General features: G+C 44.4%; 22 protein-coding genes and 2 tRNA genes. 11 read left to right on the top strand and 13 right to left on the bottom strand.

The annotated features are described in order from the left end of the window. Positions 1 to 111: 111 nt before the first annotated feature. The 5 genes from CXF60_RS12105 to hisF form a co-directional block, all read right to left on the bottom strand. Positions 112 to 705 carry a phosphatidylglycerophosphatase A family protein gene (locus CXF60_RS12105; protein ID WP_102092124.1) on the bottom strand — a complete coding sequence of 198 codons (594 nt, stop codon included), beginning with the start codon at positions 703 to 705 and terminating at the stop codon, positions 112 to 114. Positions 706 to 708: 3 nt separating this feature from the next. Then, positions 709 to 1,740, bottom strand: a complete 1,032-nt coding sequence (gene thiL, locus CXF60_RS12100) for a thiamine-phosphate kinase (protein WP_102092123.1) — start codon at positions 1,738 to 1,740, stop codon at positions 709 to 711. 8 nt (positions 1,741 to 1,748) lie between these two features. Continuing rightward, the gene (gene nusB / locus CXF60_RS12095; protein ID WP_102092122.1) at positions 1,749 to 2,603 is read right to left on the bottom strand and encodes a transcription antitermination factor NusB; all 855 of its coding nucleotides are present in this window, start codon (positions 2,601 to 2,603) and stop codon (positions 1,749 to 1,751) included. Positions 2,604 to 2,819: 216 nt separating this feature from the next. Then, a complete protein-coding gene (gene ribE / locus CXF60_RS12090) occupies positions 2,820 to 3,338 on the bottom strand; it encodes a 6,7-dimethyl-8-ribityllumazine synthase (protein WP_057762077.1) in 519 nt (172 codons plus the stop codon). A 185-nt stretch (positions 3,339 to 3,523) separates the two neighbouring features. Further along, entirely contained in the window at positions 3,524 to 4,306 is a 783-nt protein-coding gene (hisF, locus tag CXF60_RS12085; protein ID WP_102092121.1) for an imidazole glycerol phosphate synthase subunit HisF, read from the bottom strand. 185 nt (positions 4,307 to 4,491) lie between these two features. On the opposite strand from hisF, the gene CXF60_RS12080 reads away from it, so the two are divergent. From CXF60_RS12080 to CXF60_RS12060, 5 genes are all read left to right on the top strand, one after another. Continuing rightward, complete coding sequence (locus tag CXF60_RS12080) at positions 4,492 to 5,667, top strand: homoserine kinase (protein ID WP_102092120.1); 1,176 nt, start codon at positions 4,492 to 4,494, stop codon at positions 5,665 to 5,667. A 47-nt stretch (positions 5,668 to 5,714) separates the two neighbouring features. Further along, positions 5,715 to 6,059, top strand: coding sequence for a putative signal transducing protein (locus CXF60_RS14570; protein ID WP_145990213.1), 345 nt, complete (start codon positions 5,715 to 5,717; stop codon positions 6,057 to 6,059). Continuing rightward, positions 6,060 to 6,980, top strand: a complete 921-nt coding sequence (locus CXF60_RS12070) for a class II glutamine amidotransferase (RefSeq protein ID WP_102092119.1) — start codon at positions 6,060 to 6,062, stop codon at positions 6,978 to 6,980. It begins immediately after the preceding gene. 73 nt (positions 6,981 to 7,053) lie between these two features. Then, the gene (locus tag CXF60_RS12065) at positions 7,054 to 8,223 is read left to right on the top strand and encodes an AAA family ATPase (protein ID WP_102092118.1); all 1,170 of its coding nucleotides are present in this window, start codon (positions 7,054 to 7,056) and stop codon (positions 8,221 to 8,223) included. Positions 8,224 to 8,225: 2 nt separating this feature from the next. Next, positions 8,226 to 8,687 carry a type II toxin-antitoxin system VapC family toxin gene (locus tag CXF60_RS12060; RefSeq protein ID WP_102092117.1) on the top strand — a complete coding sequence of 154 codons (462 nt, stop codon included), beginning with the start codon at positions 8,226 to 8,228 and terminating at the stop codon, positions 8,685 to 8,687. Between the two features lie 2 nt (positions 8,688 to 8,689). Here the strand turns inward: CXF60_RS12060 and CXF60_RS12055 are convergent, their stop codons facing one another. Continuing rightward, complete coding sequence (locus tag CXF60_RS12055; protein WP_102092116.1) at positions 8,690 to 9,280, bottom strand: YchJ family protein; 591 nt, start codon at positions 9,278 to 9,280, stop codon at positions 8,690 to 8,692. 59 nt (positions 9,281 to 9,339) lie between these two features. After that, the gene (locus CXF60_RS12050; RefSeq protein WP_101205981.1) at positions 9,340 to 10,056 is read right to left on the bottom strand and encodes a metal-dependent hydrolase; all 717 of its coding nucleotides are present in this window, start codon (positions 10,054 to 10,056) and stop codon (positions 9,340 to 9,342) included. A gap of 126 nt (positions 10,057 to 10,182) precedes the next feature. Between CXF60_RS12050 and CXF60_RS12045 the strand changes: the two genes are divergently transcribed. Continuing rightward, a complete protein-coding gene (locus CXF60_RS12045) occupies positions 10,183 to 11,262 on the top strand; it encodes a DUF3025 domain-containing protein (protein WP_102092115.1) in 1,080 nt (359 codons plus the stop codon). 296 nt (positions 11,263 to 11,558) lie between these two features. Further along, positions 11,559 to 14,396, top strand: a complete 2,838-nt coding sequence (gene acnA / locus CXF60_RS12040; RefSeq protein ID WP_102092114.1) for an aconitate hydratase AcnA — start codon at positions 11,559 to 11,561, stop codon at positions 14,394 to 14,396. 100 nt (positions 14,397 to 14,496) lie between these two features. On the opposite strand, the gene CXF60_RS12035 is transcribed toward acnA, so the two are convergent. The 6 genes from CXF60_RS12035 to gltX form a co-directional block, all read right to left on the bottom strand. After that, positions 14,497 to 15,150 (bottom strand): LysE family translocator, encoded by a 654-nt coding sequence (locus tag CXF60_RS12035; RefSeq protein ID WP_102092113.1) that lies wholly within the window; start codon positions 15,148 to 15,150, stop codon positions 14,497 to 14,499. Positions 15,151 to 15,441: 291 nt separating this feature from the next. Then, positions 15,442 to 15,517, bottom strand: a tRNA-Glu gene (locus CXF60_RS12030). 148 nt (positions 15,518 to 15,665) lie between these two features. Beyond that, positions 15,666 to 15,741: transfer RNA gene (locus tag CXF60_RS12025), tRNA-Ala, on the bottom strand. Positions 15,742 to 15,863: 122 nt separating this feature from the next. Beyond that, positions 15,864 to 16,229 carry a hypothetical protein gene (locus tag CXF60_RS12020; protein ID WP_102092112.1) on the bottom strand — a complete coding sequence of 122 codons (366 nt, stop codon included), beginning with the start codon at positions 16,227 to 16,229 and terminating at the stop codon, positions 15,864 to 15,866. A gap of 116 nt (positions 16,230 to 16,345) precedes the next feature. Next, complete coding sequence (locus tag CXF60_RS12015; protein WP_102092111.1) at positions 16,346 to 16,855, bottom strand: hypothetical protein; 510 nt, start codon at positions 16,853 to 16,855, stop codon at positions 16,346 to 16,348. 153 nt (positions 16,856 to 17,008) lie between these two features. Next, positions 17,009 to 18,532 (bottom strand): glutamate--tRNA ligase, encoded by a 1,524-nt coding sequence (gltX, locus tag CXF60_RS12010; RefSeq protein WP_102092110.1) that lies wholly within the window; start codon positions 18,530 to 18,532, stop codon positions 17,009 to 17,011. Positions 18,533 to 18,896: 364 nt separating this feature from the next. Between gltX and rsmH the strand changes: the two genes are divergently transcribed. The 4 genes from rsmH to CXF60_RS11990 all read left to right on the top strand — a co-directional run bounded on the left by rsmH (position 18,897) and on the right by CXF60_RS11990 (position 24,733). Continuing rightward, on the top strand, positions 18,897 to 19,949 hold the full coding sequence (rsmH, locus tag CXF60_RS12005) for a 16S rRNA (cytosine(1402)-N(4))-methyltransferase RsmH (RefSeq protein WP_416376886.1): 1,053 nt from the start codon (positions 18,897 to 18,899) through the stop codon (positions 19,947 to 19,949). Positions 19,950 to 20,381: 432 nt separating this feature from the next. Beyond that, positions 20,382 to 20,864: a cell division protein FtsL gene (locus CXF60_RS12000; protein WP_102092109.1), complete on the top strand. Its 483-nt coding sequence runs from the start codon at positions 20,382 to 20,384 to the stop codon at positions 20,862 to 20,864. After that, positions 20,861 to 22,951, top strand: a complete 2,091-nt coding sequence (locus tag CXF60_RS11995) for a peptidoglycan D,D-transpeptidase FtsI family protein (protein WP_057762051.1) — start codon at positions 20,861 to 20,863, stop codon at positions 22,949 to 22,951. The genes CXF60_RS12000 and CXF60_RS11995 overlap by 4 nt, the downstream gene beginning before the upstream one ends. Positions 22,952 to 23,017: 66 nt before the next feature. Then, the gene (locus CXF60_RS11990) at positions 23,018 to 24,733 is read left to right on the top strand and encodes a UDP-N-acetylmuramoyl-L-alanyl-D-glutamate--2,6-diaminopimelate ligase (RefSeq protein ID WP_102092108.1); all 1,716 of its coding nucleotides are present in this window, start codon (positions 23,018 to 23,020) and stop codon (positions 24,731 to 24,733) included. Positions 24,734 to 24,784: the final 51 nt, after the last annotated feature.

Below are 24,784 nucleotides of genomic sequence, written 5' to 3'. Positions count from 1 at the left end.
TGCTAACAGTAGATCAATCATCTATGCAAGAGAGTAGCGTTCAAATTGATAACGTTGCTAGGATTAGCGGTTGTAGAGTAGCCAATTCAGCATCGTAGTAGTTAGGGTAGCTTATAACAGCACACCAAACATAACCACTACCCATACTACTGCTGCCATGATACCGGCGATGATGTCATCAAGCATAATGCCTAACCCACCAGCAACTCTTTTGTCAGCCCATCCAATCGGTGGCGGCTTAACGATATCAAAAAATCGAAATAGGATAAAGGCGGTCGGTAGCCAGCCCCAAAACATAGGCATCGTCATTAACGACAATGTGTTTTCAGGCTTAGGAAATAAATAAGACAAAATGTAAGATAACGGTAATAAGGTAATCCACATGCCTGCCCATTCATCCCACACAATATGTGGATCATCGTGCACCTGCATTAACTCAGAAGTACGCCCACAGATCCAGACACCAACCAAACAAGATAAAATAGTCAGCAGTAAAAAAGGAATAAAACCTAGACTCATGAGGGGCACGCCCACAATCAGCCCACCAACGGTACCCCAAGTGCCAGGTGCACGGCGTGGTAAACCACTACCTAAACCTAGCCCAAGCCAATAGACTGCACGGTCAAGCATACTGGCACCGACCGGTAAGGGTGGGCAGTTATTTGCTTTACGGATGTCAGGCTTAGATAAGTCGTGATCAGTCATGGATTAGCCTGTAAAGTGTTGGTAGCCAGTAAGGTTGGGCCATATTGAAAACGGTGCGGGCTGAGTAGGCGCCACTGGCTGATTTTTATAAAACAGTTCAAGACGTGAGTTATCAGAAGACTTGGTATCTATCGCTATCAGATCTGCTAGTGCAATTACCTCACCGATACAAGTGACAGGTGTGTTGCCAGTAGGCGGTTTGATATGTGCAGGCAAAGTAAATGCCAATTCATAATCATCGCCGCCCGCTAGCTGACCTAACAAGCGATCAGACAAATCGATAGTAGATAATGACTCGCTACTCGGTAGCTTGTCTAAATGGATGCGCATGCCGACAGAGCTTTGTTGACAGATATGGCCAAGATCTTGATAAAGGCCGTCGGAGATGTCTATCATCGCTGTTGCACCGATCTTTGCCAATGCTGCACCTAGCGCAATACGCGGCGTTGGCATATGTAGACGATGTGCCAAATCAATACCTTGTGCGCTGTCAGGATACTTTAAGGCGAAAGCGGCATCACCAAGGGTGCCTGAGACATAAACCTTATCACCCACTTGCGCACCTGAGCGATAAATGGCTGGTGTATCTGCGGCGAGCAACCCTTGCGCGCTGATGCTAAGTACTAAACGCTCACTGCGTGTCGTATCACCACCTATCAGCGTCACGCTAAACAGCTGGCACGCATGAAACAGCCCTTTGGCAAATTCAGTGAGCCATTCGTGATTTGCTAAACGTTCAGGTAGTGCCAACGCTAGCATAATGCTATGCGGTGTCGCACCCATAGCTGCAATGTCTGAGACATTAACAGCCACGGCTTTATAGCCAATCGCAAATGCTAGTTCATCAACTCTTTGCCAATCAGCATAAAAGTGACGACCTTGAACCAGTGTATCAATACAGCTAACCAAGCGTGATCCTGCTGGCAATGCTATCACCGCCGCATCGTCACCGATACCTTTTTCGATACCAGTTGATGGTGCATGCGTGGCCTGCATCTGTGAGAATATACGCTCAATCAGCTCAAACTCGTTCATGGCTAGTCTTAGTCTTTGGTATCGTTAGCGTTTTTCTTACTCGCCTTAAAGTCACTGATATTTGCACTGGCTTTACTGGCACTACTGCGTTTAACGTTAGCTTTGTTAGCACTGATACGCGGCTTATTTGATGCAGTCGGCTCATCGACGATCGTGCTTTCTGTTTCAGTAGCCGCTTCGATATTGTCAGCTACCGTTACTTCAGCCGAACTCGCTTCAGATTGTTTAGCCGCTTTTTGTGATGTACGTAGATTGGCATTGGTGTCTGCTTGTACCTCTAAAGCACGCAGCTCACCAGCCATTTTATCCAGTACCGCATTGATCAGTTTATGAGCGTCAGTCGCGCCAAAGTGATTATTTAGCTTCATTGCTTCGTCAAGCACAACCTTATATGGAATCTCCATACGGTTTTGTAGCTCATACGCGCCAATCAACAAGATAGCGTGCTCAACAGTATCTAGCTTATCAACCTCACGATCGAGATGCTGACTGATAAGCGCATCGAGTGCTTCAATTTGCTCTGGAATGTCGCGCATCATTTCATGATAATAACCGATATGGACGGTATGCATGGCATTGGTTGCACGCGTGCGAGCAGCAATATCGTGCGGAGCATTGGCTTTCCAGCCAAGCTTACCATCTACATCAAAGCGGCGATCAGTGACGAGCCATTCGTATAGGCCTTGCATCGCAAAGCGACGTGCCTTACGGATAGCAGTGTGACTGGTCTTATAAGAAGACTCACTCATATCGAATGTTTGATCACCCGCACTACTGCTCGCTATACGGGTAGCTTCAGCTTGTCCATCATTGGCTTGTGCGGTTTTCGCAGCGCTAATAGCGCGCTTGAGTTGGTCAGTCATAGGGGGTCTGTACCTAAATTTTTGAGATGATACCCAGTCAAAATATAAATTAGCAAAGTAGCTTTTTAACTTTGCTGATTCAAAGCTTTAAAGGATATAGAAATACGGCGAAAATTCAAAAAGTAGCCAATTGTTTTGATAGCTGGCTAGTGCTATGAGGTGCTGTTATTACTAAATAGCAGCACCAGTTAAACTAATAAATTTGAGCTTTAAAGCTTACGCTTCATCGATATCATCAATATCTAGCTGTGACAAAACAGCGATCATTTCTAGTACAACCATCGCAGCTTCAGAGCCTTTGTTGCCCGCTTTAGTACCAGAGCGCTCGATAGCTTGCTCGATGCTATCAGTAGTGATGATACCGTTAGCAACAGGGATATTATAATCCATTGCCACAGCGCTCAAACCTTTGGCCGACTCGCTAGCTACAATATCAAAATGCGGCGTGCTGCCACGGATGATTGCACCCAGTGCCACAATCGCGTCAAAACGATCTGATTCAGCAGCACGTTGGGCCACAAGTGGTAGCTCAAATGCGCCAGGTACACGAATAACAGTAATGTTGCTACCCAATACACCATGACGGAGTAGGGCATCGATTGCACCATCAACCAATGACTCAACGACAAAACCGTTAAAACGACCAACAACGATACCAATGCGAGCATCAGCGTTTTGATGTAGGTTACCATCTATATGAGTCACGTCGTTGCGCTGCTGTTGTAAATTCGACATAAAAAATCCTTTGCTTAATAAGCGTTCAATTGAAATATAGGCGTCAATAAATAGCTAAATAGTCTGATGCGTTCAATCGACTCGGTCGCCTATTGTTTTGGCGTTGCCCCAGTTAATTGAACGAAAATAAATGGTTAGCGCTATGATAGCATTTTTTTAGGTTTTATTTGTATATTACGAGCGTGCTAAAGACGCATCTGTATTCCTTGCGCTGCCATATACTTTTTGGCCTCCAGTACCGTGTACTCACCGAAGTGAAAAATACTGGCGGCAAGTACGGCATCTACGCCGCCTTCTAGTACGCCTTCTGCTAAATGTTGCAGGTTACCGACGCCGCCTGAAGCGATAACTGGTACATTAACGCGGCTCGTAATTTGCTGCATGAGCGCCAAGTCGTAGCCTTTTTTGGTACCGTCACCGTCCATCGAGGTGACCAGTAGTTCACCAGCGCCCAACTCTGCCATTTTGCTCGCCCAAGCAACGGCATCGATACCGGTTGGTTTACGACCACCATGAGTGAAAATCTCCCAACGTGGTACGACGATACCATCGACGTTGATATCAGCGACGCGTTTGGCATCGATAGCAACGACGATACACTGGTTACCAAATTTCTGCGCGGCTTCACCAACGAACTCCGGTGTAAATACGGCTGCTGAGTTAATCGCCACTTTATCCGCGCCAGCATTGAGTAAATTGCGGATATCAGCGATTTTACGCACGCCGCCGCCAACAGTCAGCGGAACGAATACCGTTTCTGCCATGCGTTCAACAGTATGATAAGTGGTATCGCGCTCATCATTAGTCGCAGTAATATCCAAAAAAGTAATCTCATCAGCGCCCTGTTCGTTGTAGCGTTTGGCTACTTCGACAGGATCGCCTGCGTCTTTGATATCGACAAATTGCACGCCTTTGACCACGCGGCCATTGTCAACGTCCAAGCAAGGAATGATACGCTTTGCTAACATAGGGTCTTTCACCTTATAATCAATTCATAGGCGCTAGTCTAGCAAAATCACTGCTATTTCAGGCAGGTTTTCGCAAGATTATTACGCTTTTCACCATAGTTTTATCATGCGCGGTACAATTGCTGTCATTACCGCATAAATTTATCCTATTTAACTTCTTATCCAATTGCTATAAGTGAGATGTCATGTCCGTCTATACCCAGTTAACCGATGATCAGTTTGCCGCCTTTTGCCAAAGCTTTGGTGTGTCGTTTGCCCGTGCGATTCCGATCACTCAAGGTATTAAAAACTCAAACTGGTTTATTCAAACGACTGACGATGTAGATGGCACATACTCTTATGTATTCACTTTATTTGAAGAGCGTCCGCCTGCTGATATCGAAAAAATGGCCGTTATCCTCAATCAATTAAATGGCAAATTACCAGTTGCCGCGCCATTGGCAGTTATTGACGCAAACGACTCTCAGACTGAAAATGATACCAACAATAAGCGCTATGTCATCCATTATGAAGACAAAGCGATTACTTTAGTGCCGTGTTTAGCAGGCTCACATCCTGATCAAACCACGCAAGCGATGTGTCATGACATTGGCGCGGCATTAGCGATGCTGCATGAAACGCTACAAGCACTACAACCAAGTGAGCAATATGGCGTGCCTCTGTACCCATGGGCAGATGTGCGCGACCGTGAAATGCAGTTTATGCCAGGTGACGAAGCCAAGCTGATGAGCGATATCTGGCGCTCTTATTCAGAATTACCATTGGCAACCTTGCCAAAAGGTCTATGCCATTTAGATATGTTCGCTGACAACACCCTATGGAATCTGCAAAAAGGGGAAGAGCGTCTCACTGGTTTATTAGACTTTACCGAAGTCAGTGTTGAGCATTACGTGATGGATATTGCCATTACCATTAATGACTTTTGTACTACGTGGGGCGTTGCCGAACAAGGCGAATCGGTGAATTTTGACCGCAGTAAAATGTCGGCATTCTTACAAGGCTATGAGTCCAAACGTACACTTAACAACGATGAAAAACGCGCACTACCTGTTATGCTGGCAAAAGCGGCAGTGATTTTTTGGTTGTTACGCCTAAACGTGATTCACTACAACCGTACCGAAGGTCGTACGGGTGATAACATCATGGTCAAAAACCCTGACTTGATGAAACGTTTGGCCGCTTATCATTGGGCGCATGTTGAAAAATCGCAAAACACCGTATTTGTGCTTTCTGGTACGGCATCAGACAATCAAATAATCGGTGTGTTTAGCAGCATCACGCAAGCTGAGCAAGCCCGTGAAAAATTGAGCAATAGTAGTGAGTTCGCAATCAAAGAATATACGCTCGATCAATTGTCGTAAGCATTGCTTATTCATTTATTCTGGTACCAAAACTATAAGGCGATCCCATGACCGATCAAGTTGATAACTGGCACAAACTGGCACGCTACGACACCAATATGCAAGGCGAGCTGCATGCCAATCTGCTGAAAAATAACGGCATTACCGTGTCTTTACAGCCGCTAAGTGCTATCCCTGGTATGAACTCTGGTATCGTTCTTTGGGTAGAGGATACGGATTTGGCAGAAGCTCAGCGTATCTTAGCGACCATTCCAACCGATGGCGCGGCCTTGCTGGATGAGATGAGTGATGCTGACTTTGATGCGCTATCTGCCGCTCAAAGCAACTCTACTCAAAGCAACCCGATAATAAATGATGATTCGCTTAACAATAACAATGGCGGTGATGTTTAAATGTGTCAACTCTTAGGAATGAACTGCAACACCCCAACCGATATTGGTTTTAGCTTTGCAGGATTTCGCAAGCGCGGCGGTATGACGGACAGCCATGAAGACGGCTTTGGCATTGCGTTTTTTGAACGCAGCGAATGCGCCAATAATGACAAAATTAATGATGAAACGGCAAATGACTCAACGGGTCTGCGTTTGTTTCATGACAATCGCCCAAGCCATCTGTCACCAGTCGCTGATTTGGTCAATAACTACCCAATCAAAGCCATGAATGTCATTGCGCATATTCGCAAGGCTACTCAAGGGCAAAACTGCTTGGCCAATACGCATCCGTTTGTCCGTGAAGTATGGGGCGAGCAGTGGGTGTTTGCGCACAATGGACAGATGAATAGCGAATTTATCAAACGCTGTCAGCGCTTACAAGACAATGGCAATGCCTCACACTGTCAGCCAGTTGGTTCAACTGATTCTGAGATGGCATTTTGCTATCTGGTCAATCGTCTAAAAAGTAGCTTTAAATCGCGTCCTGACGACAAGACGCTGTTTAATTTTTTGACTACGCAATGTCGTTATCTATCTGCCAATGGGTTATTTAATTGCTTAATATCGAATGGCAGGTGGCAACTGGCTTATGCGGGTAGCTTACTGTTTTATCTCACGCGTAAAGCGCCATTTGGTGAAGCGAAACTCGCTGATGATGATATGGCGATTAACTTTGGTGATGTGACCACAGACACGGATAAAGTTACTATTCTAGTCACCGTGCCACTGACTGAAAATGAGAAATGGCAACAGTTAGCGGTAAATGAATGCTTAATCTTTCAAGATGGTGACGTCATTTATAAAGACAGCCCAAGCCAGCGCAAGTTTTTGACAGTGGACGAAGGCATTGCGATTGCACGAGCCGTTGGGGCGAGTGTTTAGGGTAATTGACTTGTATTTCTAAACTCGCTGTTTCATTATCAAACTAATAGTTTAATAAAAATTAGGTGTAGCCATGTTAGGCAATGACATTCAAATAAAACAGCTAGTAGGTGTCGGTGATGTGCACCTGAGCTTTCAGCCTGAGCAGCGCGTGTATTGTATGATTGGTGAGAATGGCATCGGCAAGACGAAGTGTTTAGAGGCTTTGTTTATTTCATACCTAGTACACAATAATGACTTCTTATCTGGTGATTACGCCGTTTTTCCTGAAAGACATTTCCCATTTACAAGATACATATCTAATTTATCTAGCAAAGCTCTTAAACCAGCTACAGGTAACTACTACGACTTTGAAAAAGTTTTTTTTGGGACAAATTATCATAATCTCCCTATAAACTTTGTAGGCGCACAAAGTAGAGGTTATATAAGAGATGGTTCTGAGTATAATAGTTCGATTTCTCGCGATAATTTTGATGGTATTGGCGTAAAAGAAGAAAGGAAATCTAGCTACTTAGATAGGTTAATAACAGGAGTCGAAAGTACGGGTCTAAAAGATTTAAATATGGATACAGATATTGAAAAATGGATTATTCAACGTGCTCGATCTGCGAATCCGTATCAGTCTGTAGAAGATAATCGAGAAATAGAGATTAAAACTTTATTTGACTTACTTAGTAAAATTGACAAACGCATTGATGCAAGCTTTCTTGAAATCTCAGGCAACAATCGCGTATTCATTAAAGTTGCAGATAAAAAAACTGAATTATCCGAGCTTTCTAGCGGCTTTGCTTCAATACTTAAAATCATGCAATCCATAATCGCAGGTTATAGCTATTTCACTAATGAAACCAACATCGCCCATGTCAAAGGCGTGGTATTTATCGATGAAATTGAAAGCCATCTGCATACCAAGTGGCAAGCGACTATTATTCCAACCTTGAAGCGTCTGTTTCCCAATACAACATTTTATATTACCACGCACTCCGCTATTGTTTTGAGCCAATTGCAACATGGCGAAGCTTATGAGTTATATCGTGATGAAGACGATGGTATCGTCAAAACTGAACTAATAGAACATCCTAATAATGCGGCGTTTGTGGACTTATTAAAAGACGCCTTTGATATTGATATTAACAAGCTTAAGCTGGCGCGTGATAATGCGCCGCAGCAAAAAAACGCCAAAAAAATGTTGTCTGCACTGCTAGAAAAGCGGATTAATGAGCTTAAAGAGGGAACGCAATAATCATGGATACAGAAATTGCGAAGTTACTGGACTCAAATTTTTTGACTTACCTATTAGAAGGTAAAAATATTGATGAAAATGATACCGATCTTATTGAGCGGTTGACGGATTTGTTGGCACTCATCAATGATGATAATATCGAATTAGTCATTACACCGTTACTAAGATATGAGTTTTTAAGAAAATTTGGTCAAAATGAGAGCGAAGATTTTGATAAGTTTAGAGCGGCTGTTGAAGAGTTTACTTGGTTAGATATCAGTAAAGACGTGACGGACTTAGCGACTGATTTATATCGCTTAGACAAGCATGAAGCGGACAGCCAAGGTATCAATAAGAATGTAGACAAGCGCAAATTTGATGTCTTTCACTTTGCAACTGCTAAAATAAACGGTATCGAGTTATTGTCTAACGACAAACATATAGGCCAAATGGAAGATTTGTACGAGCGTTATCAAGCACTTTAGCTTCATAAATATCCCCCACAACACCGCTTAAATTTCTCTCCAGACCCACAAATGCACGGTTGCTTTTGGCTGACAGTCATCGCAACCGTAGGGTCTAAGAAATACCAATGTGCATCTTGATTAGCTTTGTCTTTTACCTTTATGAATGTGGACAGCTCATGATGGGCTTGTACTTTTACTGCTAAACCACCAGTTGTTTTCTCAGGACTTCTAAAATAAGCTTTGAACTCGACTTGTGCATGTCTTTTACCCAGTTTTGGCGTGTGCTCTACAATCTCTAATCCTGCCCAATCTGTCTCTTTAGCCCAACTTTCAATCGCTACAACATCAAGTAATGCTTGCTGCGCAGGTACTGTGGTCTTGACGATATACTCTGGTTTCACCAATGCAAAGGCACTATAGCGCGTACGCATCAACCGTTCGGCTGTCTCCGCTTTTATACCACCTGCTTTGTCAACCTCATCATTATAAAAAGCACCATTATAAAAAGCATCATGATAAGGCTGGCAGCAGTCTTGATAGGATAGTGGAGCGTCTGTCGTCTCTGCTGTTGGATTGATTTGGCAAGGGCAGGTATCTGGGTAAGATTGCATGTTTTACTCTAATTTTTGTTGGGGCTTATTCGTTTAGGCTTAATGGTCTTTTGATAACTTTATTGCAGCATGCTTTTTATTAATTCTGGCAATATGCCGACTTTGAGCTGAGCCCATGCAGAAGGGTCGCTCAATCGTGACCAAAACATCTCAAAAGGTGGGGCGGCGTATACCAGTAGCGCAAGAATAGTATATAAGAGCAAATACCACCATTTGTCTTTTGGCTGATAAAACTTCATCGCCGTGCCCGATGAACGTTTCATTTTCATATTGGACAGATTGACGCTATACAGCTCGTCCAATGATAAGTGCACCATCGCGCCCCCAAATAAAAACAGACCATAAAACCAGCTAGTCGTCAGTGGTAGGTGCAAGCCATAATAACTTAGGCACGTCAGACCCAATCCCAGTATCGCCATATACGGCACAGAGTGGATGACGCCGCGATGCACCGTCATAGTAGTAAAAATATGAAAAACCACGTAGCGCATGAAACCGTAGCCTGCTAGCCACAATACTATCAATGCCAGTAAGCTCAAGTCACTACGCCAATGCATGACCAGACCAAAAGCAAATATGAACGAGGTGATATTAAAACCGAGCTTAATCGGTGTTGAATTATCAGAATCCAAGTCTGGCAGCAATCCACCGATAGTACCAAGCGCTACGCACACCAAAAACCCTGAATCATCAATCAATCCAGCTTTATAAACCGTCAAACTCAGTGTGCCGCTGACCATAAAGGCGACATTTAAGTGGGTATTAAAATTTGCCATAAAACTTATTCATCCGTAGCGCTCAAAAAGTCCTTTCGAGCGGCGTATCTAGCAGTAAAAAAGCGCACCATGATACCATAGACCATCCATACGTCTAATAGAGATAGCCTGTAAGAGAGAGCTTCTATGTCTGCCAGTGATTTACCCGCCACACATAACTCCGTTACTCATACTAAGCAGCTGCCTATAGTAGAAGGTCAGCTTGATAACAGCTTTGCTGCTATTGATTGGCAAGTGCCTTGGTTATCGCATATTACTCAATTGATTTATATCAGCAACACGATTGAGCGGCTTAGTCGCTCGAAATCACAGAGAAATAGCTTGGATAATTTGGGTGATTTGGGTGATTCAGAAAGTTTGGATAATGTGAAAAGCATAGATGAGTACGATATAAATGCTTCTGACATCAATACGCCTGACACGATTGCCAAGGTCTTAAAAACGGCGATAACGCAGCAGGCTGATCACTTGCAACAGCCTTTACCACATACCAAACCTGCTCATGACCACAAATCTCAGACGCTACAATTCGTCTCTCAAGATGCATTGCCTGAAGGGGAAGCCTATGAACAATTTATCGGCACAACTGGCAATATCCCGACGCGTGATAACTTACATGACTTGTTTAATGGCAGTATTTGGCTGACTTTTCCAAAGACTAAAGCTATGCTCAATTACTACCATATGCTAGAAATCGCAAAGCAGGGCATTAGTGAGCGTCGAGGGCGTGTGCGCGACACTATTACTGTCTTTGATGAAAATGGGGCAGTGCTAGTGACTTCTGATGCTAGTATCGGTAAGGCATTGGTTGATTTTGACTGGCAGACAAGTTTGGTGAAGCCGCGTGCTAAATGGGACAACCCAACACAACCAAGTTCTAGCGCTCAAGCCGCAGTTTATATCTTTGGGCATGCCCTGCTTGAGCAGTTGGTACACCCACGCAAACCTCTATGCGCTCACAGCATTGTCATTCACGTTGCACCAGAATTCTTTACCTTATCCTTAGCTGAACGTATGCGCTATTTGGATGACAGAGTTGCCGAATACATGGACACATTATTATCAAATGATGACGTCAAACCGCGCCAGCTTGCGCCGTTACCGATTTTAGGAGTGCCACATTTTTGGGCAGAGAATGCAGATACTGACTTTTATGAAGACAGCTACGTGTTCCGCAGTGGGCGACGTAAAAAAGATAAAAATTGAGTAGGAATAAGTCATTTAACAATAGCTCGCTAAACCGTTGTTACGTTTACGATTGTGCCACGATTCGACAACGTCCAGACGTTAACAAAGCCTTATATGTTTGTTATGGTAAAAGGGAGTTTCTGTTAATCACTACAGATATGATTATCTCTTTTGTTAACAAAAATTTATATCAGACAGTTTTGCGAAACTGCGATATTGATTCAAGACAGATCAATCATTTATTGAGCCACCAGTCATACATAAACTTATAATAATTTATGTCCAGGATTTATAACAACGATAAGGAAGCTATCATGAGTGATATTTTTGATGTAAAAGACACCCTTTCGGTTGCTGGCAAGGAACATGCCTACTACAGCCTGCCAAAGCTGACCGAAACTTATGAGCATATCAAGACACTACCATTTTGCATGAAAGTGGTATTAGAAAACCTATTGCGTAACGAGGACGGCGGCCAGTCAGTTGGTAAAAACCATATCGAAGCGGTTGCCAACTGGGATGCAGGGGCTGAGGCGTCAAAAGAAATCGCCTTTATGCCAGCGCGTGTGGTATTACAGGATTTCACTGGTGTACCTTCAGTAGTCGATTTGGCTGCGATGCGTGATGCAGTGGTCGAGCTTGGCGGTAAGGCTGAGCAGATCAATCCGTTTATCCCTAGTGAGCTGGTCGTCGACCACTCTGTACAGGTTGATGCTTATGGCCGCGAAGATGCGCTAGATTTGAATGAGAAGATTGAATTTAAGCGTAATAATGAGCGCTATGAATTTTTGCATTGGGGCAAGCAAGCCTTTGAAAACTTCGTCGTGGTACCACCAGCGACAGGTATCGTGCATCAGGTTAACCTTGAATATTTAGCCCGTGTGGTGATGGCAGCAGACGTCGATGGTGAGCTGACAGCTTATCCAGATACAGTATTTGGTACAGATAGCCATACCACGATGATTAATGGTATTGGCGTGCTTGGTTGGGGTGTGGGCGGTATCGAAGCTGAAGCTGCGATGCTAGGCCAACCGTCTTCGATGCTGATTCCACAAGTGGTCGGGTTTGAGTTAAAAGGCAAGCTAACCGAAGGCGTCACCGCAACCGATTTGGTATTACGTGTCGTTGAGATGTTGCGTGCACATGGTGTGGTAGGTAAGTTCGTCGAATTCTACGGTCAAGGCCTGCACAGCATGCCGCTAGCGGACCGCGCTACCATTGCCAATATGTCACCAGAGTATGGTGCGACTTGTGGTATTTTCCCAATTGACCAAATGGCGATTGATTACCTGCGTCTATCAGGCCGTGATGAAGAGCAGATTGAGTTGGTTGAAAAGTATGCTAAGGCGCAAGGCTTATGGCACGATGCCGATACACCTGCGGCGACTTATTCAAGCAAATTAGAACTAGATCTGTCGTCAGTACAGCCAGCACTTGCTGGTCCGAACTTGCCACAGCAGCGTATCAATTTGTCTGATATGCATGAGAAGTTTGGCGAAACGCTAGAAAAAATGACCAAAGATCGCAAGTCAGAAGTAGAAGGCAAAGTACGCTTTGATCAAGAAGGCGGCGAGCAAGAGCAAGCTGAACACTTAGCGGCTGAACCGAATATCGAAGTTGATACCAGTGATGACAATGCAGGTTACGCGCCAGCAAATAATGTCTTCTCAAATGTCAGCATCGATGACAAACAACACAAACTACGAGACGGGTCGGTAGTTATTGCTGCCATTACTTCTTGTACCAATACTTCCAATCCAGCGGTAATGATTGGTGCAGGTCTAGTGGCTAAGAAAGCTGCTGCCAAAGGTCTTAAAGCCAAGCCTTGGGTGAAGACATCGCTCGCACCGGGTTCTAAAGTGGTCACCGACTATTTAGAAAAAACCCATCTGATGGATGAGCTAGAAAAAACAGGCTTCTATCTAGTCGGTTATGGGTGTACCACGTGTATCGGTAATTCAGGACCATTATCAGAAGAGATCGAAAAAGGCATTGAGGAAAATGATTTGGTCGCAGCAGCGGTACTGTCTGGTAACCGTAACTTTGAAGGTCGTATTCACTCGCATGTCAAAGCCAGTTATTTAGCATCACCACCGTTAGTCGTTGCCTACGCGTTAGCAGGTACAGTAGATATCGATCTGACCACTCATCCGCTAGGACAGGATCAAGATGGCAATGATGTATTTCTAAAAGATATCTGGCCGACCTCGGAAGAAATTAACGAGTTAATTGCCAACAATATCGATGCCGATATGTTCCGAAAAAACTATGGCGAAGTATTTGACGGCAGTGCAGCATGGAACGCAATTAGTTCAGCGGATAGCCAATTGTATCCATGGGATGAAGGGTCAACGTACATCAAAAACCCACCGTTCTTTGATGGTATGACCATGGAGCCAGAAGGTATCCCTGATATCGAAGGCGCGCGTATCCTAGGTCTGTTCGGTGATTCAATCACCACCGATCATATCTCACCAGCAGGTAATATCGATCCAGACTCACCAGCAGGTAAGTACTTGCAAGAGCGCGGTGTGATGGAAGCAGACTTCAACAGCTATGGCTCACGCCGTGGTAACGATGCAGTCATGACTCGTGGTACCTTTGCCAACATCCGTATCAAAAACACCATGATGGGCGGTAAAGAAGGCGGTTATACCTACTACTTCAAAGATGACAGCGCTACGCTACAAGATGGCGAAGAGATGCCTATCTATAACGCAGCGATGAAGTATAAAGAAGACAAGCGTCCGCTAGTCGTGCTTGGTGGGTCAGAATATGGTTCTGGTTCGAGCCGTGATTGGGCAGCCAAAGGTACCATCCTGCTAGGCGTAAAAGCGGTGTTGACCAGCTCGTTTGAGCGTATTCACCGTTCAAACCTAGTCGGTATGGGTGTGCTGCCATTGACGTTCAAAGACGGTCAAAACGCAGAAACCTACAAACTAGATGGTTCTGAATTGCTCAGCATCACAGGTCTGGACAATGGCGAGAGTAAAACGGCCACGGTTACGGCTACACGTGCTGATGGTTCGGCAGAAACCTTTGAAGTAAATGTCGGTTTACAAACGCCAAAAGAGCGCGAATATGTGCGTCATGGTGGCGTATTGCACTATGTACTACGTCAATTGGCTGCTGAGAGCAAAGAAGCTGGCTAGTAGTTAGTTAAGCTTTATATGACAAAAAGCCCAATCTCCGTCAAAGTAGGGGATTGGGCTTTTTTATGGAAGACGTTTTTTCTTCTTGTTACTTTACTCTTCAAGCCTTCTCAGTCAACAGCTTAATTCCTAGCCCCATAAATACGACACCACTTATTTTATTCATTATGGATTCAATTTTTGGATTCTCTCTTAGTTTTTTGCTGAACTTTGACGCCAACATCGCCAAACTCAAGCACCATATAAAGCCTGTGGTGGCAAAAGTCAGCCCCAACATCAAAAATGACAGCATGCCATAAGCATAACTAGCGTCGATAAACTGAGGGAAGAACGCCAAGAAGAATAAAGCGACTTTTGGATTAAAAGTATTGGTCAACACACCTTGCTTATATATTTGCCAACCATCTACAGCTTTTTGGCTAGTCACGTCCTGATCTTTGGATAAATGGTTCGTTACTGAGTTCGAGTTTTTGCTTAGCAGCATTTTTAGACCCAAATAGCACAAATAGCTGGCCCCAATATATTTAACAATCATAAAAGCGGTAGGGGAATTGGCAAGCAATACCGACAATCCTAGCGCCGCCAATAATGTATGTACCAAAATACCCGAAGTAATGCCAAGAACAGAATAAACCCCTGCTGTTTGCCCCTGTGAGACACTACGGGTGATGATGTACATGCTATCTGTACCTGGCGTTAGGTTTAATAAAATAGCCGCTAAAATAAACCCCAGATAATTCTCGATACCAAACATCGCAATCACTTCCCTTTAATTACGCTAAGCCCATCATTTATAGTATGTGGCTGCACTTTATAAATATGCTTATCAGGTCGATATTAACGAGTATTAGATAGGTTGGCAATAGTGCTATCAACAGTAAGCTAGCAGCGATTAATAATAAGCTAACGACAATAGAATAGAGGATGTTGAGAAATGACAGACATAAAAAAGCCCAGTCACCATATGATGACTGGGCTTTTTTATTGTTCGCTTATTAGTCTAACCTGATGCTAAGCAAAAGTGCTAATAAGTGACGCCGAATAGTGGCGTCCCCAGGGGGATTCGAACCCCCGTTACCGCCGTGAAAGGGCGGTGTCCTAGGCCTCTAGACGATGGGGACGCATAGAGTGTTATAACCAGTGGTTACAACGGTACTTCACAATATCAGATAGCTTAGTAAATAAGCATTGCCTAGGTGCTGATATCGTCCTACTAGCGAGTATTTATTATTACGTTTCAGTAATACTGAGCGTTGCTATAAATAAGTATGGTGGAGCTAAACGGAGTCGAACCGTTGACCCCTTGCATGCCATGCAAGTGCTCTACCAACTGAGCTATAGCCCCTCGCTAAGAGTGTGCGTATTTTATGTAAGAGCGGCAGTCTTGTCAACAACTATTTTAAAAATAATGCATAAATATGCAAAAAAAAGCGATTTCGCCTATTTTAAAGGCTCAATAAGCCCAAATTAGCGTGGATTTTGCTTAAGTGCAATCTCTTTGATGGCTTTATCGGTATAAAACTCTGCTTCGCTGCCATCAGAAAAAATAATCGCACAGCATTCCGTTGGCACATATTGACCGCCTTTCTCTCGGATCGTTCTGATACCTTTGACGCCAATGATGTCATATTCGCCCAATTTATCTAGATTATGTTTGGTATAACCGCAGTAAGTGCTGTATATCCATTTTAAATCTTCAAAATCCTGGCCCTTGGTCAGGGTCAAAGTTGCATTAAACAGCTCCTTTACGATGGCATCATAGTATTTCTGTGCTTCTTTTAGGGTGTTAAAGACATAATCTTTGCTTTCTATTGTGACGGTTTTGGCGGACATGTTTATTTCCAGTTCATAAGAAGGTTTAGCGAGCTATAAAATATATAGTCCAACTATTTTATAGGTTCTTATCTAGAACTTGTGAGTTTTATAAAAATACCATTCGAAATAGACTATTAGATAGCATTACCACCAGCACTATTCCATGCTTTAGTAAAACCTGTTACTGGGAAGCTTATCGTGTCATTATCATACATAATATCGATAGGTAAGATAGCAACTTTAAATAAGTTTATGACATAGTGATCACCACGTTCTGTTGCTGGAGTTAGCTCTAAATAATAACGATCTGTATCTGAGAATTTCTTACACCAACTCAACATCTTAACAGCCTGTCCACTGAATATCATAGTCGTATTTTTAGGTAGGGAGCTTTCATAACTACATGTATTCATATCTTCTACATAATAATTTCGGAAGTAGATCCCCTGCTGTCCAGATCTCGAATGACCTATTTCTGATTCAAAATATTTAGGATCATTATCGTAGTCACTTGTATATATGACTGCAGCGCTTCCGTTTTCACGCTCTGCCCAAGAGAAGGGCATTTGAAAACCTGTTGCATGACTTGATAAGCTGAAAAAAATGCTCACGAATAGTGGTATAAATATCTTTGCAATATTCAAGTCCCTATCTCCAATTTAGTCGAATTAGATTAATAATCATATAGTATACAATAGTTTGTTTTTTAGAGAATTTAACTTCTAAAAAAAAGGCGTGGATTCTGTAATAACAGAGTCCACGCCTTTACATTATTGACACTAGTCTATCTCGATAAACTATTCAGCAGCTAAGAAGTCTGGCAATTCTGCTGCTTGTTTCTCAAGTTTTTTCAATTTCTTTTTACCGAGACCACCCAGTACATCAACGGCGTGACGTAAGCGAGTCAAGGTCATATCAGCACCGATAATCGCCATAGAGTTCATAACGGGCGTCGATGAAGTGCTACCAGCGATAGCGATAAAGAACGGCGCCATAAAGTCACGCATCTTAATATCAAGGTGAGCGGCTAGGCCTTTTAGCGTGGCGTAGATATTTTCTTCTGACCACGTTGGTAGGGTCTCAAGCTGCCAAAGCGCTAATTGCAGCATTTCGATAATTTGCTCAGGGGTGAGCGATTTATGAGTGAAGCTTTCAGCTGTGATATCAGGTAGATTTTGGAAGTAGAAACCACCCCAATTCACCGCATCAGACAATAGCTCGATACGTGGCTGAATCGCCGCTGCAATAGCAGTTAGCTTGTCACTGTTGCTGGCCCATTCAAGGATTTTGTTCTTCAATTCTTCAGGAGTAAGCGCACGTAGCCATTCTGCATTAAGCCAGTTTAGCTTTTCGATATCGAAGATAGGGCCGCCAAGCGACACACGCTGAATATCAAAGCTGGCAATCATCTCTTCTAGTGTGAACTGCTCAGCATCATTAGGCATTGAGTAGCCCATACGACCGAGATAGTTTAGCAATGCTTCAGGTAGCACGCCTGCATCACGATAGTAGGTGATAGAGGTTGGGTTTTTACGCTTAGACAGTTTTGACTTATCAGGGTTACGCAGTAGCGGCATGTGGCAAAGGGTCGGCATTTCCCAACCAAAATAATCATATAGCAGTTGATGCTTAGGCGCAGAGTTCAGCCACTCTTCACCGCGCATCACATGAGTGATTTCCATCAAGTGATCATCAACGACGTTGGCTAAATGATAGGTTGGCATGCCGTCTGTTTTTAGCAGTACTTGCATATCGACTTGAGTCCAAGGGAACTCAACGGTGCCACGTAGCATGTCTTGTACCTGACAAGTGCCTTCGGCCGGTACACGCATACGAATCACGTGCGGCTTGCCCTCGCTTACCAGTTGCTCAGTTTTTTCTGGAGCAAGATGAGCACAGCGACCATCATAACGAGGGGTCTCGCCATTGGCCATTTGCTCAGCACGCATAGCATCTAACTCTTCAGGGGTACAAAAACAGCGGAACGCATGGTCTTTTTCTATGAGTATCTCGGCGTGTTTTTTGTAGATATCGCTGCGCTCGCTCTGACGATAAGGGGCGTGTGGGCCGCCAATATCTGGGCCCTCGCTCCAATCCAGACCAACCCAGCGTAGAGCATCCAAAATCATTTGTTCTGATTGCTCAGTCGAGCGAGTCTGGTCGGTGTCTTCGATACGTAAGATGAATTCGCCGCCGTGAGCTTTGGCAAAAGCCAAGTTAAACAGGGCAATATAGGCAGTACCTACGTGCGGGAAGCCAGTTGGTGATGGGGCGATACGCGTACGTACAGGGCGCGTGCTGTCAGTAGATGTTTGCATGATAAAATTCTCAAAGTTTGCTATCGATATAAGCTATCAGTATAAATAGCGATGAAAGATATGAAGTCGATGTGAAGAAATAGCGTAAAATATAGCGCTAGTATAACAGAGACATGTGATATTTTTAATGAAAAGCCCTTCTAGAGCTTGACTACAGGTGTATCCTTGCGATAATAATGCTAAGCAAGTCATAACTTGTTTATTTTCATCTAATTACTGGCCAGTATGGTCGTCATCTATTGAGTTGTTTGTGTCCCTATCAAAGTCTAAGCCAAAATCGAAAGCCAGTCCTTCTGCCGCCGCTGATCTCTCTGAGTCAGTGCCTAATCCTTCTGTTGTAAAGGATGCGTCTACGCAAGATGTCGATCTGGATGTTACTCACGCCCGTCATGAGGGCGATATCACGTCTGATGTATTAAGTTTTATCCATGATGCGGTACTGTTGCAAGAGACTGTCGCTGCAGTACTCGGCGTAAAATCCTTGCCCAAGCAAACAGGCAATGATACTCAAAGCAATAACGACCAAAATGGCTTAAATATAAGCGGTATCTACGTTGATGCGACCTTTGGTCGTGGCGGTCATAGCAGGTTACTATTAAGTCAGCTTGCCGATGACGCCACACTGATTGTCTTTGACAAAGATCCGACAGCCATTAGCGTGGCGCAAGAGTTGGCAAGTAAAGACAGCCGTGTGCGTGTGGTTCATGACAGCTTTGCAACGTTGACTGATAGTTTAGCTGCTATGGGTATTACGCAAGTGGACGGCTTGATGGCGGATTTGGGTATTTCATCACCGCAGATTGATGATGGTAGCCGCGGTTTTAGCTTTATGCGCGATGGGGCAGTAGACATGCGCATGGATACCAGCCGTGGCCAGTCAGTTGCCGAATGGCTTGAGCAGGTCGATGACGAAACGTTGGCCAATGTGCTTTATGAATTTGGTGAAGAGCGTCACAGTCGCCGTATTGCGCGCGCTATCAAACAAATGGAGAGCTACGAGTCTACACTTGAGCTGGCAGAGGTAATTAAAGAGGCGCATCCCAATTGGCAGCGCGGCAAACATCCAGCCACACAAAGCTTTCAGGCCATGCGTATTTTTATTAATAATGAGCTGGGCGATGTTGACGACTTTTTAGCGCAAAGCATTCCTATCTTAAAGTCAGGTGGACAGCTAGCGGTCATTAGTTTTCACTCATTAGAAGATCGCCGTATCAAGCAGTTCTTGCAGCGACATAGCAAAGGGCAATATCCAGAAGACGAAAACCTGCCAATGCCGCCGAATCGCCCACGCTATTTTAGCAAGCCAAAACGTGTTGGCCCAAGCAAAGCTGAAACCAGTCAGAATCCGCGCGCGCGTAGTGCATGGCTGCGTATGGCAACTCGCACCGACACAGCTTATGAGCAGACAACACAGCTATAGAAGAACATCATGATGCCACAAGTCATAGTCGAATAAGGTTGGTGAGTTGTCAAAGATTGCTAATGTTTGTCTAAATGATGCGCAAATGTCCTAATGGCTACGCCACTGTTAAAAATCTGTAAATATTGTCTGTTAGGCTCAGCAGTTGGTTTTTATCTGCATGATAGTTGAATGGCTTTATATGTAGTACAGCCATGCAACGTGTTTGGTTTTGGTATGACCTATTGATAGCCATGAGTTGTGATGACTTATGGCTCCTGAATATATTAGCTATTGAATGTGTTTTTTACATTCGGTTTTTTGAGTTTAGTTTTTACATTTATAAGTGTCTTTGGTTTTATATTTATCGATGGTATGACCGAATAATGACACGTTCATCTTTCGCAATCCGTTATCTACTCTACCGTTTACGTTCACCTTTTTGAGATCGTCATGGCAATATCTGACAAACCTGCGAATCGCCGCACTGCTACACCTTATAATACCGATGTCGGCGAGCTGTTCGTGCGCCGGTTTAATGTGGTGAGCATTTATGTGGTCGTGCTACTGCTATTGGCAGCCACGATTGTATGGAGTGGTATCAAAACTGCCGAAGAAGTTCAGCAATATCATCAGGACTACAAAACCTTGCAAGACATGAAAAAACAAGAACGTAAGCTACAAGTAGAGCATCAGCGTCTATTAATTGAGCAACAAACCTTTAGCGCCACGCCGCAGATTGCCAGTCGAGCGGTTGCTGAATTGGGTATGTATTCGCCAACATTAAAGGATAAGCTGATTATCCAACCTGGCGTCGCAACTGCATTGGTGCCAGTGGTTACAGAAGACTCAGATGAGGATGCATCTGACGTCATCGGGCCACGTGTCTCTACCGATATTTCTCCTGAAGAACCAGCGACGGAGGCAGGACAATGAGTGAGAAAAAGCCTAAATCCACCGCAAAAAACACCAGCAAAAAACCAGCCAGCGGCAAGGTAACCAAACCTCTCCGCCGAGCCAGTGCGGCTAAATCTGGTCAGACGAGCAGCAAGCCCGATAAAGCTGCAAGCAATCGTAAGGCAAAATTGTTTGGACGCATCAAAAAAAGCGACACCCAAGGCGCTTATACCAGTGTAAAAAACCGCAAAAGCAAAATGGTTTTTTCGAGCAAAGCGTCAGGTGCTTCTGCTCTCGGTGGTTTCGAACAAGACAAGAACCGTTTTCGTATGGTCTGGGGTCTAGCGCTGGTCATATTAGCGCTACTCATTAGCCGCGCTTATTATATTCAGGTTGCTAATGCACAGTTTTATCAAGACAAAGGTAATGAGCTCATTACCAGTGAGCGCACCCAAAAATCTTATCGCGGTATGATTACCGATCGTAATAATCTACCGCTTGCGGTCAGCGCGCCGCTCGCGACGGTTTCGTTTAGTCCGCATGATTATTCGCGTGAATATTACGAGCTAAAGCGCATTATCATCACCAACCCTAGCAGTCCCCAATTACAGGCGCGTATGCAAAAGCGTCTAGATAATATGGATCTGACAAAGCTAGCCGCTGCTGCCAATATCTCGGTCGATGAGTTGAAAAAAGTCACGGCTATTGATGACAGTATCGATGTGACCGATGAGAAAGCGGTAAAAGCTGCTTTGCCATCTGGCGCAGGATCGCACTATTTGCCATTGCTTAACAAAGTCACACCTGAGATTGCCCAAAGCGTCAGCTCACTTGATTTCCCTGGCGTCTATGAAAAGAATTTCTTTCAGCGTTATTATCCACAGCCACAATCTAATGCGCAGTTGCTGGGCTTTATGGGTCAAAATGCCAAAGATCCTGAAGGCGGTTACGAAGGTCGTGCTGGTATTGAGCGTCAATATGAAAAAGATCTGGCGGGTGATGACGGAAAAGTACTGGTTCTAAAAGACGCCAAACAAAACAGCCTAAAAGAAATCAAACAGATCGAGCCAGAAGTACCTGGCAAAGATGTGGCATTAACGATTGATTCGCGCTTGCAGTATTTGCTATATAAAGAGCTAGAAAAGGCTGGGCGTTTGCAAAAAGCACGTTGGTCAACGGGTATGATCGTTGATGTGCAGACTGGTGAAGTGCTGGCACTATCAACATGGCCGTCGTTTAACTCGAACAACCTTAATGAGATGACGGGTGAAAATCAGCGTAACCGCGCACTGTTAGATGTGTTCGAGCCAGGTTCGGTGATGAAACCGTTTACCGTGGCGGCAGCGCTAGACTCGGGCAAATATACGCCAACGACTTTGATTGATACCAATCCTGGTTCGATTCGCGTACGTGGCTATACCATTCGAGATCATAATAATTTAGGTATGATTAACATGGCCACGCTATTACAGAAATCCAGTAACGTGGCCTCCACCAAGATTGCGCTATCACTGCCAGCCGATGCTATTAGTAATATGCAACGACAGTTTGGCTTTGGCTCAAAAACACCTTTGCAGTTCCCAGGTGAGGGCAGCGGTTTGATCGTCACGCCAAAAGAAAAAGAAACCTCGCGCCGTGCGACGGTTAGTTATGGTTATGGTCTACAAGTGACATTAGCACAGGTTGCACAGGCGTACTCAGCCCTAGCAGCAGGTGGGGTCATGCATCCATTAACTTTAATTAAAGATGATAAGTCGCAGCCAAGCAAACGTATTATGGCGCATGAGCAGGCAATGTCGATTGTACAGATGCTTGAGAGCGTGACTGAGCCTGGTGGTACGGCGAAAGCCGCTGCCATTGATGGATATCGCGTGGCAGGTAAGACGGGTACGTCACGACGTATCAATCCAGACGGTGGTTATTATACCGACCAGTATCGTAACGTCTTTGCTGGTATGGCACCTGCATCCAATCCAAAGCTGGTAGGCGTAATGCTTATCGAAGACCCGCGCGGTCAGATTTATGCTGGTCTAACGGTCGCCCCGGTCTTCCATAATGTGATGAAAGAAGCATTGCGATTGTATAATGTGCCTTTGGATAAGCCACTAAAAACGGAAGCGCAGTAAGCGTTCAATTATTTTAAATGTCCAGTTCTACTGAGCTGACACGTTTTAACTGTTTAGGATTTATCTATGACTATATCATCGCTAGATAGCGCTACTGTTACTTTACAACAGCTTATAGATGCCAATAAAAGCCAGCAGCAAAAACTGGCTGAGCAGCTTATAGCGATGATAGCAGCATCGATTCAGAAAGCATCTAATCAGGTAGGTTCAGATCAATCCCAGTCTATTGCCCATATTCCGTTTCAACAGTTTCGCTTGGACAATCGCCAATTGGAAGCGAATGACGTATTTGTCCTGTTAAAAAGTCAAACAGCCAATTCTGAAAAAAGTCGCGACTATTTACTGCAGGCCGCTGAGCAAGCTGCGTTTATTCTCTCAGAAATTGACCCTAGTGTTTTGCTTAGCGAAGCAAATAATCCCTCAAATACCAGTAGTGAACCGCAGATAGATATTATTGCTAATGCACCTCAGCAACTAGCAGCATTACCATGCCCTGTATTGTACGTTCCTAATATTCGCGACTTTTTAGGTAGCTTAATTCAAGCGCGCCTCCAATATCAGCAGCCAGTGACTCTACCGACTGTGGTTGCGGTGACTGGTACAAATGGCAAAACAACCATCAGTCAATTAGTGGCACAGCTTACCCAGTTGATGGGTCAGAGTAGCGCAGTGATGGGTACGGCAGGTAATGGTAGGCTTGGCGCTCTAGTACAAGCCAGTCATACCACGGGCGATGCTTTAGCTGTCCAACAGTTCCTATATCAAATGGGAACAGAGCAAGCAGAAATATTGACATTAGAGGCCAGTTCTCACGGGTTAGACCAGCAACGTCTACAAGGTATGCCAGTCACTGTAGCGATTTATACCAATTTGAGTCGTGACCATTTAGACTATCATGCTGATATGGCAGAATATGCCGCTGCCAAAGCCAAGCTGTTTGATAAAGCCCATTTCCCAAATTTGACCCATGCCATTATCAACATCGATGATGAGCACGCTCAGGTTATGTTAGATATGGCAAATGCCAGCGGTTTGACGGTATGGACATACAGTTTGGATTCATCAAAAGCGGCTACTTTTGTTGCCGCTGATATTACGCCGAGTCTGCAAGGCGTCCAAATCAATCTGCGTATTGAGTTTGGTAATGAGAGAACTGACAACATAGAGATTGTCAGTCCATTATTAGGTCGCTTCAATGTAGCCAATTTGCTCGCAGCGATAGCAACTGTCGTAGCACTTGATACTGACTTGGCCATGAATATTGAGCGTATTGCGCCTGCTGTTGCACAGTTGCAAGGTGCAGTTGGGCGTATGCAGCGTGTACCGTCAAATGATGGCTGCTTTATCGTTGATTATGCGCATACTCCAGACGCTCTAAGCCAAGTGCTGGCAAGCTTAAAAACCCACTGTAAAGGTCAGCTTTGGGCAGTATTTGGTTGCGGCGGAGATCGCGATGCAGGCAAGCGACCGTTGATGGCGCAAGCAGGTCTGGCATGTGCTGATCAAGTTGTTTTGACTGCGGATAATCCACGTACCGAAGATCCCAATATGATTTTGCAAGATATGCAGGCTGGTATGACCGCTGAGCAATATCAACGAACCCATATCGAGCCTGCCCGCCAAACCGCTATTGAATATGCAGTTAGTCACTCAGGTGTAGATGATATCGTTGTCATCGCAGGCAAAGGTCACGAAACCTATCAAGAGATTAATAACGTCCGCTATGATTTCGATGACAGTGTTGTTTTGCAGCAGGCATTGAATCAGACGGGACGTGTGTAATTGGTTGGCTCGCGTTACATGCATTAGTAAAAATTGATCATTAAATATAAA

Origin of the sequence: Psychrobacter sp. 4Bb (assembly GCF_002836735.1) — a bacterium.
Classification (GTDB): domain Bacteria; phylum Pseudomonadota; class Gammaproteobacteria; order Pseudomonadales; family Moraxellaceae; genus Psychrobacter.
This window is presented reverse-complemented; position numbering and strand designations above follow the sequence as displayed.